Origin of the sequence: Yoonia sp. (assembly GCF_046292185.1) — a bacterium.
GTDB lineage: Bacteria > Pseudomonadota > Alphaproteobacteria > Rhodobacterales > Rhodobacteraceae > Yoonia.
In genome coordinates this window covers 13,022-20,419 of the sequence record NZ_JBKBQY010000064.1, presented here as the reverse complement: position 1 = coordinate 20,419, position 7,398 = coordinate 13,022, and the positions used below count along the sequence as shown (strand labels likewise).

Below are 7,398 nucleotides of genomic sequence, written 5' to 3'. Positions count from 1 at the left end.
CGAACCCCTCTTTCCAGGTTGAAAACCTGGCGTCCTAACCGATAGACGAAGGGACCGCAGTTGGTGTCGCGCTTTTAGGCAAAGCCCGCAGCGCGCGCAAGGGGTTAATTGCGCTTTTTGCAGAGTTCTTTTCATTACGCCGGTGCCACGTCTTCCAGCCGCAATTGCACCGATTGACGGCCTTGCCAGACATTGATCTCCAGCCGCCCGGCTAGGTGGAACCGGGCGCCGTTGTGATGCAACAGGGCGGGACCCAGAGGCCCGTCCATCGCGCCAAAACTGATCGCATCGATCCGTGCCCCGAGACCATCGCCAAAGCTGATCTTGAGGTGATTTTCGCCGATCTGCTTTGCAAAGAAAATCTGGCAATCAGGAAAGGCAAAGCGCGGGGCGGGTGCGCCCGCGCCAAAGGGGCCTGCATCGTCGAGCAGCGTGACCAAAGCGACAGTCGCGGCCCCCGGCATCAGGATGCCATCCAGCCGCAGATCAGCGGGGCCAAGCGCGCTGGCACCCTGTTTGTCCAACAGTGCGGCAAGCCGCGCCATCGCAGGGTCCAGATTGTCCTGCGTCACGCTAAGGCCCGCCGCCATCTTGTGTCCGCCGCCTTTGATCAGCAGACCTTCGGCGGCGAGCCGCTGTATCGCCGCCCCCAGATCGATACCCGAAACCGACCGCCCCGATCCTTTGCCGATGCCGTCCTCAAAGCCGATCACGACAGCGGGGCGGTTGGTCGCCTCTTTCAGGCGCGCTGCAACAATTCCCACAACCCCCGGATGCCAGCCTTCGCCTGCCGCCCAAACCAGTGGCGTATCGGTGCCGCGCGCCTCTGCCTGGGCGATGGCGATATCGCGAACCGCCTGTTCGACGGCGCGCCGTTCGGTGTTTAGCTGGTCCAGCATATCCGCCAGATCGCGCGCCTCTGACGCATCATCGGTCGCCAGCAACCGCGCGCCCAAATCCGCCTTCCCGATCCGACCACCGGCATTGACGCGCGGACCAAGCAAAAAACCCAAGTGATGCGATGTCGGCGCAGCATCCAGCCCTGCCACATCGGCCAGAGCCGTCAGCCCCGGACGCTGGCGGCGTGCCATCACCGTCAGCCCCTGTCGTACAAAGGCGCGGTTTACCCCCACCAAAGGCGCAACATCGGCAACTGTCGCCAGCGCCACCAGATCCAGCAGTCCGATCAGATCCGGACCTGGCTTGATTGCAACGCGCAACTGCCGGTTCGCCTCCACCAGCATGAGAAAGACGACACCGGCGGCGCACAGATGCGCCAGATCACCGCTTTCATCCTGCCGGTTCGGGTTCACTACGGCGAAAGCATCGGGCAGGGTTTCGCCGCCAAGATGGTGATCCAGCACAATGACATCCACGCCACCTGCGGCGGCAATCGGGCCATGCGACAGGGTCCCGCAATCAACGCAGACGATCAGGTCATGCGCGGCGGCCAATGCCGCCATCGCCTCATCATTGGGACCATAACCCTCATCAATCCGGTCAGGAATGTAAAGCGTCGCCTGGATCCCCATCTGGCGCAGCCAGACGATCAGCAAAGCCGCAGAGGCCCCACCATCCACGTCATAATCCGCAAAAATCGCTATCCGTTGGCGCTGCGTCACAGCGTTCAAAAAGCGTGCCGCCGCCTTTTCCATGTCGCGCAAGCTGCGCGGATCGGGCAATAGATCGCGCAACGTCGGGGCCAGATAAAGCGCCGCCTCCTGCGGGGCGACGCCGCGCCGTGCCAATGTCCGGCACAAAGGTGCCGGCAGATTGGTGGCCTGCGTCATCGCCTCTGCCGCGCGGTCCTCTTCCACGCCCGGCCCGACCCAGCGGCGGCCCGTCACGGAGACGGAAACCCCTAGGAACGCATGATCTTGTGGAATGTTCATGATCGCACACTATCAGCGGCGCGGTGGCTGCGCCACGCCCGTCTTCTTATTTCCCAAATACTCCTGCCGGAGGCGGCGCGCCAGCGCCCTACCGTGTCGGATTGCGATAGATCATGCGGCGGACCGACCCTGTCTTGGACCGCATCAGGATGGTTTCAGCAGTGACGAAACCGACCTCGCGCTTGATCCCGGGCACCAGTGACCCATCGGTCACGCCGGTGGCCGCAAAGATGACATCGCCGGTGACCATATCATCGCGGGTATAGACCCGGTCGAAATTGGTGATGCCGGCCTTGGTCGCACGGGCGCGTTCATCGTCGTTACGAAACGTCAGCCGGCCATAGATCTGCCCGCCCATACATTTCAGCGCCGCCGCCGCCAGCACACCTTCGGGCGCGCCGCCGGATCCCATATACATGTCGATGCCGGTCAAATCGGGCTCTGCGCAATGCATGACGCCCGCAACATCGCCGTCGGTGATCAGCCGGATCGCCGCGCCGGTCGCGCGCAATTCTTCGATCATCGCCTCGTGACGGGGGCGTTCCAGCACGCAGACTGTGATATCATTGGTCGAACAGCCCTTCGCCGCCGCCAGCGCCGACACCCGTTCCGCCGGTGACATATCAAGCGTCACGACGCCGGTCCGGAAACCTGGGCCGATCGCGAGCTTGTCCATATACACATCCGGCGCATGCAGCATCGAACCGCGCGGCCCCATCGCAATGACGGCCAGCGCATTTGGCATGTCTTTTGCGGTCAGCGTCGTGCCTTCCAGCGGGTCCAGCGCGATATCCACGCCCGGTCCATTGCCGGTGCCGACCTCTTCACCGATATAAAGCATCGGCGCTTCGTCACGTTCGCCTTCTCCGATCACCACCACACCTGCGATATCCAACTTGTTGAGCTGCGTGCGCATCGCGTCTACTGCGGCCTGATCTGCCGCTTTTTCATCCCCGCGCCCGATCAGGGGCGCGCAGGCGATGGCGGCGGCCTCTGACACGCGGGCCAGCCCCAGTGAAAGGTTGCGGTCGTTGAAATCAAGAGGCGTTGGCATAATCAAATTCCTTTGGTGGTTCGTTTCCGGTAGACAGTGTCACTGTTGCGCCCGCAAGTCTGTTTGCGCTAAACTGCTTCGATCCTGATGGCGACGGGGTCGCCGTGAACGACGCCGGTCTCTTTAAAGGCGACCAAAGCTTCGTCTAATGCCGTGCGTGTCGTCTTATGCGTCACGATCAGGACCGGAGCGGTCGTATCGGCATGGTCATACTGGCGCATCCGGTCGATCGAAATTCCCGCATCGCCCAAGGCGCGCGCGACTTTCGCCAAGGCGCCGGGTTTATCGAGCAATTTCATCCGCAGGTAATAAGGTGCAGGCACCGCCGCCTGCGCCGCCCGCGCCCGACGCAGGCTGGTCGCTGGTTGGCCAAAGGTCGAAATCCGGATCCCCCGCGCGATATCCATCACATCGCCCAGCACGGCGCTGGCGGTCGGGCCTTCGCCCGCCCCGGCTCCGCGCAGCACGATCTGGCCAACGTAATCGCCTTCCAGCACGATCATATTGGTGCCGCCCTGCAGTTGTCCAAGCGGCGATGTATCGGGCACCAGACAGGGGGACATGCGCTGTTCCAGTCCGCGCCCTGTCATCTGTGCGACGCCCAGCAGCTTGATCTTGAACCCCATGTCTGCGGCGTGGTGGATATCGTCGATGCTGACGGCGCCGATCCCCTCCAGTTGCACCGCATCAAAATTCACCTGCGTTCCGAAAGCGATAGCGGCCAGTAGCGCCAGTTTATGCCCCGCATCGATCCCGCCCACGTCCAGTTCAGGGTCAGCTTCGAGATAGCCAAGGGCGTTGGCTTCATCGAACACCTCCTGATAGCTTAGCCCTGCGTTTTCCATCCGCGTCAGGATGTAATTGCAGCTGCCGTTCATGACGCCCATGATCCGAGTGATGTCATTTCCGGCAAGCCCTTCGGTCAGCGCCTTGACCACGGGGATACCGCCTGCCACGGCAGCTTCGAAACGGATGACGCTGCCTGCGGCCTCTGCCGCCAATGCGAGCTCATGGCCATGTACCGCCAATAGTGCCTTGTTGGCGGTGACCACATCCTTGCCTGCGGCAATCGCCGCTTCGGTTGATTCCTTGGCGGGGCCGTTGTGTCCGCCCATCACCTCGACGAACACATCCACATCGTCACGACGGGCGAGGGCGACGGGATCATCCTCCCAGGCATAGCCGGACAGATCGATGCCGCGATCCTTTTCGCGGCTGCGTGCACAGACGGCGCTGATCGTGATCGCGCGCCCGGAACGGGCCTGCAGCAGATCGCCATGTTTCTGGATCATCCGCACGACACCCACGCCAACGGTGCCCAGTCCCGCGATGCCGAGCCGTAAAGATTGTGTCATTCTGTCAAATCCATATCTGCCGCATTTCCCGCGCGGTGTAGCGAATAGGCATGGCTACTGCAACGCACCCGGATCGATCCTGCGCAAGGCTTCTGCGCGGCGTTGCAAGGCGGCGACCCTTGCATCCATATCGCCGGTCTGCACCACAATCGGCGCGGGCTGCGCGTCCAGCGGCAAAAGGCGCGGATAAGGGGCATTGCGCGCCTCTTCCGTCACCGTCCCGTCAAGGGCCGGGATATCCGCGCAGGCGGCAAGGACAAACAGCAAAGGCAGGGCATGGCGCATGTGGCAGACAATAGACATGCAGCGCTTGCCGCGGCAAGACAGGCTTTTCATTTGAACGCCTGTTCAGTTACACGGATGGCATGGCGCGCAAACAAGGTTCTCATTCCGAAATCACCGGCCCGAAAGTGCTCGACACCGCGCTGCGCCTGATCGCGCGCCATGGTTATGCAGCCGTGTCGATGCGTCAGATCGCGGCAGAGGTCGGCGTGCAGGCCGGGGCGCTTTACAATTACACCGCCGACAAGCAGAGCCTGCTGTTCGATCTGATGCAAAGCCATATGACGGAACTGCAGGCAGCCCTTGGCGCCGCTGATCTGCGCGGTGATCCCGTGGCGCGGCTGGATGGGTTCACCCGGTTTCATATCCGGTTTCATCTGCCCCGGTCGGATCAGGTCTTTGTATCCTATATGGAGCTGCGCAACCTTTCTCCCCAAAATTTCGCCACGATTGAGGCGATGCGACGCGAGTATGAAGCCACGCTCGAAAACGTTCTGCGTGATGGTGTGGGGCAGGGTGTCTTTACCGTCCCCGATACACGGATCGCCACCATGGCGATCATCGCGATGCTGACCGGGCTCAGCAATTGGTACCGCGAAGGCGGGCGGCTGGGCATGGCTGAGATCGAAGATATCTATTGCAACCTCGTGCAGAAATCCGTCAGCCGTTGACGCGAAAGGAATGCCATGTCCCAACCTGACCAGAGCGGCGTGCTTGCCACTGTCCACGCCTCGCCACCGCGGCGGTATTTCGCCTGTGGGGTGCTGTTTCTGCTGGGCGGGGCATTGATTTACACCGCGTTGACGCAACCGCCCGCGTTGCACTGGTTGGCGTTTCTGCTCGTCCTCGGGGCTCTGGCGCTGTGGCTGGGCGCAAACCTGTGGCGTGCGACCGAACTGGGGATCGTGCTGACCCAGACCGATTTGCGCGATACGGCAGGCACGCTGCTGGCGCGGATGGATGAGATCAGCCATGTCGACCGTGGCGCGCTGGCGATGAAGCCCGCCAACGGCTTTACCCTCGTGCTGACGGCGCGGCATGGTCGTGGCTGGGTGCCCGGATTGTGGTGGCGCGTCGGCAGACGGGTCGGCGTGGGCGGGGTGACGGCGGCGGGTCAGGCGAAATTCATGGCCGAGCAGATCGCCCTGCGGCTGAACGGGCGGGATGGCTGAACCCGCGTCTGGCGCAGCCGATTTGCCCGCGTAATCGCCGGTTTCTGGGCCAAAGGGCCGATTTTTGCGGATCGCCTGTTTTTTCAACAAATGTTTTGAAAACGTTCCTATGCTGGCTTTATGGCCCTATCGGCCCGCCGGTCTGGCGCAAGCAAGGATATGACATGACCCAGAATAATCCGACCCCGGAACCTAGTTTCCGCGAATCCGTCGATATGATGTTCAACCGCGCGGTGGCCTTGATGGACCTCAGCCCCGGTCTTGAGGAAAAGATCAGAGTCTGCAATGCGACTTATACGGTGCGTTTCGGCGTCCGCCTGCGCGGGGCCTTACATACGTTCACTGGCTATCGGTCCGTGCATTCCGAACATATGGAACCGGTCAAGGGCGGCATCCGCTTTGCCCCCAATGTCCATCAGGACGAGGTCGAGGCGCTGGCAGCCCTGATGACCTATAAATGCGCGCTGGTCGAGGCACCCTTTGGCGGCTCCAAGGGCGGATTGCGGATCAACCCGGCCGATTGGAACGAACATGAGCTGGAACTGATCACCCGCCGTTTCGCCTATGAGCTGATCAAGCGCGACCTGATCCATCCCGCCCAGAACGTCCCGGCCCCTGATATGGGCACCGGCGAGCGGGAAATGGCATGGATCGCCGACCAATACCGCCGGATGAACACGACCGATATCAATGCCGCCGCCTGTGTGACCGGTAAGCCGACCAATGCCGGTGGTATCGCCGGCAGGATCGAGGCGACAGGGCGTGGCGTGCAATATGCCTTGCGGGAGTTCTTTCGCTATCCCGACGATATCGCCAAGGCCAATCTGGCCGGCAGCCTGAAAGGCAAGCGCATCATCGTGCAGGGTCTGGGCAACGTCGGCTATCACGCGGCCAAGTTCCTGTCCGAAGAAGACGGCGCGCTGATCACCGGCATCATCGAACGGGACGGGGCCTTGCATGATGAAAAGGGTCTGGATGTCGAGGCTGTGCGCGCCTGGATCGTCAAACATGGCGGGATCGCGGGTTATCCGTCTGCGACCCATCATGCCGATGGCGCCGCCCTGCTGGAGGCCGACTGCGATATCCTGATCCCTGCCGCGCTGGAGGCTGTGATCAACCTGTCCAATGCCGCGCGTATCAAGGCACCGCTGATCATCGAGGCGGCGAATGGTCCGGTGACCGCAGGGGCCGATGATATCCTGCGCGAAAAGGGCTGCGTGATCATCCCTGACATGTATGCCAATGCGGGCGGTGTGACGGTGTCCTATTTCGAATGGGTCAAGAACCTGTCGCATATCCGCTTTGGCCGGATGCAGCGCAGGCAGGAAGAATCGCGCCACCAATTGGTGGTCGATGAATTGGAACGGCTGTCCTCGGACAAGGGGCTGGGCTGGACCCTGTCGCCGGATTTCAAGGAAAAATACCTGCGCGGCGCGGATGAGCTGGAACTGGTGCGCTCGGGCCTCGATGATACGATGCGCAGCGCGTATCAGGCGATGCGCGCGGTCTGGCATGGGCGTGACGATGTGCATGATCTGCGCACGGCGGCCTATCTGGTGTCGATCCGCAAGGTGGCTGACAGCTACCGCGCCAAGGGGCTGTAACGGTGCGACAGGTAAGGTGGATCATGATCCACCCTACGC

Annotated in this window: 7 protein-coding genes; 3 read left to right on the top strand and 4 right to left on the bottom strand. The window is 62.1% G+C overall.

All coding sequences use genetic code 11. The features are described 5' to 3' along the window. Window positions 1-134 precede the first annotated feature (134 nt). From recJ to ACK4TM_RS12105, 4 genes are all read right to left on the bottom strand, one after another. Complete coding sequence (recJ, locus tag ACK4TM_RS12120) at window positions 135-1,892, bottom strand: single-stranded-DNA-specific exonuclease RecJ (protein WP_409701699.1); 1,758 nt, start codon at window positions 1,890-1,892, stop codon at window positions 135-137. A gap of 88 nt (window positions 1,893-1,980) precedes the next feature. Further along, window positions 1,981-2,946 carry a class II fructose-bisphosphatase gene (gene glpX, locus ACK4TM_RS12115; protein ID WP_409701697.1) on the bottom strand — a complete coding sequence of 322 codons (966 nt, stop codon included), beginning with the start codon at window positions 2,944-2,946 and terminating at the stop codon, window positions 1,981-1,983. A gap of 68 nt (window positions 2,947-3,014) precedes the next feature. After that, complete coding sequence (locus ACK4TM_RS12110) at window positions 3,015-4,301, bottom strand: homoserine dehydrogenase (protein WP_409701695.1); 1,287 nt, start codon at window positions 4,299-4,301, stop codon at window positions 3,015-3,017. A 54-nt stretch (window positions 4,302-4,355) separates the two neighbouring features. Further along, window positions 4,356-4,604 carry a hypothetical protein gene (locus ACK4TM_RS12105; RefSeq protein ID WP_409701693.1) on the bottom strand — a complete coding sequence of 83 codons (249 nt, stop codon included), beginning with the start codon at window positions 4,602-4,604 and terminating at the stop codon, window positions 4,356-4,358. Window positions 4,605-4,666: 62 nt separating this feature from the next. On the opposite strand from ACK4TM_RS12105, the gene ACK4TM_RS12100 reads away from it, so the two are divergent. The 3 genes from ACK4TM_RS12100 (at window position 4,667) to ACK4TM_RS12090 (ending at window position 7,359) form a co-directional block, all read left to right on the top strand. Beyond that, entirely contained in the window at window positions 4,667-5,254 is a 588-nt protein-coding gene (locus tag ACK4TM_RS12100; protein WP_409701691.1) for a TetR/AcrR family transcriptional regulator, read from the top strand. A 15-nt stretch (window positions 5,255-5,269) separates the two neighbouring features. After that, a complete protein-coding gene (locus ACK4TM_RS12095) occupies window positions 5,270-5,755 on the top strand; it encodes a hypothetical protein (RefSeq protein WP_409701689.1) in 486 nt (161 codons plus the stop codon). Window positions 5,756-5,919: 164 nt separating this feature from the next. Then, window positions 5,920-7,359, top strand: a complete 1,440-nt coding sequence (locus ACK4TM_RS12090; protein ID WP_409701687.1) for a Glu/Leu/Phe/Val family dehydrogenase — start codon at window positions 5,920-5,922, stop codon at window positions 7,357-7,359. The last annotated feature ends 39 nt before the right edge of the window (window positions 7,360-7,398 follow it).